The 1618-nt window shown below is 73.7% G+C and carries 3 protein-coding genes; 2 read left to right on the top strand and 1 reads right to left on the bottom strand.

All coding sequences use genetic code 11. The features are described from left to right. Window positions 1–571 (bottom strand): FAD-binding protein (locus G3I65_RS44425; RefSeq protein ID WP_309236003.1); only part of this gene is annotated, 571 nt, incomplete at its 3' end. A gap of 97 nt (window positions 572–668) precedes the next feature. Between G3I65_RS44425 and G3I65_RS44430 the strand changes: the two genes are divergently transcribed. Both G3I65_RS44430 and G3I65_RS44435 read left to right on the top strand, forming a co-directional pair. Next, window positions 669–1232, top strand: coding sequence for a TetR/AcrR family transcriptional regulator (locus G3I65_RS44430; protein WP_160701436.1), 564 nt, complete (start codon window positions 669–671; stop codon window positions 1230–1232). Continuing rightward, a partial coding sequence (locus G3I65_RS44435; protein ID WP_160701434.1) for an FAD-dependent oxidoreductase occupies window positions 1229–1618 on the top strand: 390 nt, incomplete at its 3' end. The genes G3I65_RS44430 and G3I65_RS44435, both read left to right, overlap by 4 nt.

Raw genomic sequence — 1618 nt, forward strand, 5'->3', positions numbered from 1 at the left:
CGAGGAGGCGCTCGGCCTCGGGCCCGCGGACGCCGGCCTGCAGCACGGCGATGCGCGACTCGGCGTCGACCGACACCAGCGCGTCGAGCCGGACGAGGTCGAGCGCGATCACCGCCGCCTTGCCGCCGCGCAGCGCCGCGACGCCGCCGACCACCGACGTGCCGCCGCCGAAGGGGACGACCCCGATGTCGTGCCGCACGCAGACGCCGAGCACCGCCTGGACCTCGTCCGGGTCCGCGGGGAGCACGACGGCGTCGGGCACCGGGAATTCGAGCGACGACCGGCGGCGCAGCAGGTCGAGGTAGGACAGCCCGGTCGCCCTCGCCAGCCGCGCGGCGTCGTCCACCAGCACGTTCTCCGCGCCGACCACTTCCGACAACGCGGCGGCAGCAGACTCGTCCAGTTTCCGTGACGGTATTTCCACCGGCATTTCGCTCGCGGGGGCAGCACCGGGCGCCACCTGGCCGATACGCTGTTCAAGCCACTTGGCCGCCCGCGCGGGCAGCTGGGCGGCGTCGGCGGCTTCCGCGGTCCAGGACCGGCGGAGACGGTGGTCAATGAGCGCGTTCACGACTACAGTGTGACATATGGACGTGAAACGTCACACCACACAGGCGGCGGGATCCTCCGCGCTCGCGGACACCCGCAGCCGTCAGACGGCGACCAGAGTGGCCGATGACGTGCTGCTCGACGCCGCGCGCTCGTGCGTGCTGGCCGTCGGTGTGCGCCGCACCACACTCGCCGAAATCGCCCGCACCGCCCGCGTCAGCCGGATGACGGTCTACCGCCGCTTCCCCGACGTCCGCAGCGTGCTCGCGGCCCTGATGACCCGCGAATTCAGCGGGCTGCTGCAGACCGCGAGCGAGCGCGGCGCCGACGCCGCGAACAGCCGCGAGCGGCTCGTGATCATCGCTTCGGCCGGCGTCCGCGGACTGTCGGCCGACCCGCTGTTCCGCACGCTGCTCGACGTCGACCCCGAGCTCGTGCTGCCCTACATCGTGGAGCGGCTGGGCGCGACCCAGAAGTTCGCCGAGCAGGCCCTGCACCACCTCCTGGCGGCCGGCCACCAGGACGGCTCGATCCGGCGCGCCCCGGTCGCGGCGCAGTCGCGGGCGGTGCTGCTCGTGGTCCAGTCGTTCGCGTTCTCGCTGCGGCCGGCCACGGCGGACGTCGGCGAAGCGGCGCTGCTGGCGGAGTTCACGCACGTGCTCGACGCGGCGCTGAAGCCGTGACGTCCGGCTCCCTCAACGCGCGCCGCCGCGACCGCGAGCTCACCGAGCTGGCCGCGGGCGAGCGCGTCGACGTCGTCGTGGTCGGCGGCGGCGTCACCGGCACGGGCATCGCGCTGGACGCGGCTTCCCGCGGGCTGTCAGTGGCGCTCGTGGAGGCGCACGACCTCGCGTTCGGGACGTCACGCTGGTCGTCGAAGCTCGTGCACGGCGGCCTGCGGTACCTCGCGCACGGCGAACTGGGCCTGGCGCACGAAAGCGCGGTCGAGCGGGGCATCATGATGACGCGGACCGCGCCGCACCTGACGCGCGCGATGCCGCAGCTGTTCCCGTTGTACCCCAGCACTTCCCGGGCCCAGCAGGCGATCGTGACGGCGGGGCTGCGGGCG

Origin of the sequence: Amycolatopsis sp. SID8362 (assembly GCF_010550475.1) — a bacterium.
Classification (GTDB): Bacteria; Actinomycetota; Actinomycetes; order Mycobacteriales; family Pseudonocardiaceae; genus Amycolatopsis; species Amycolatopsis eburnea.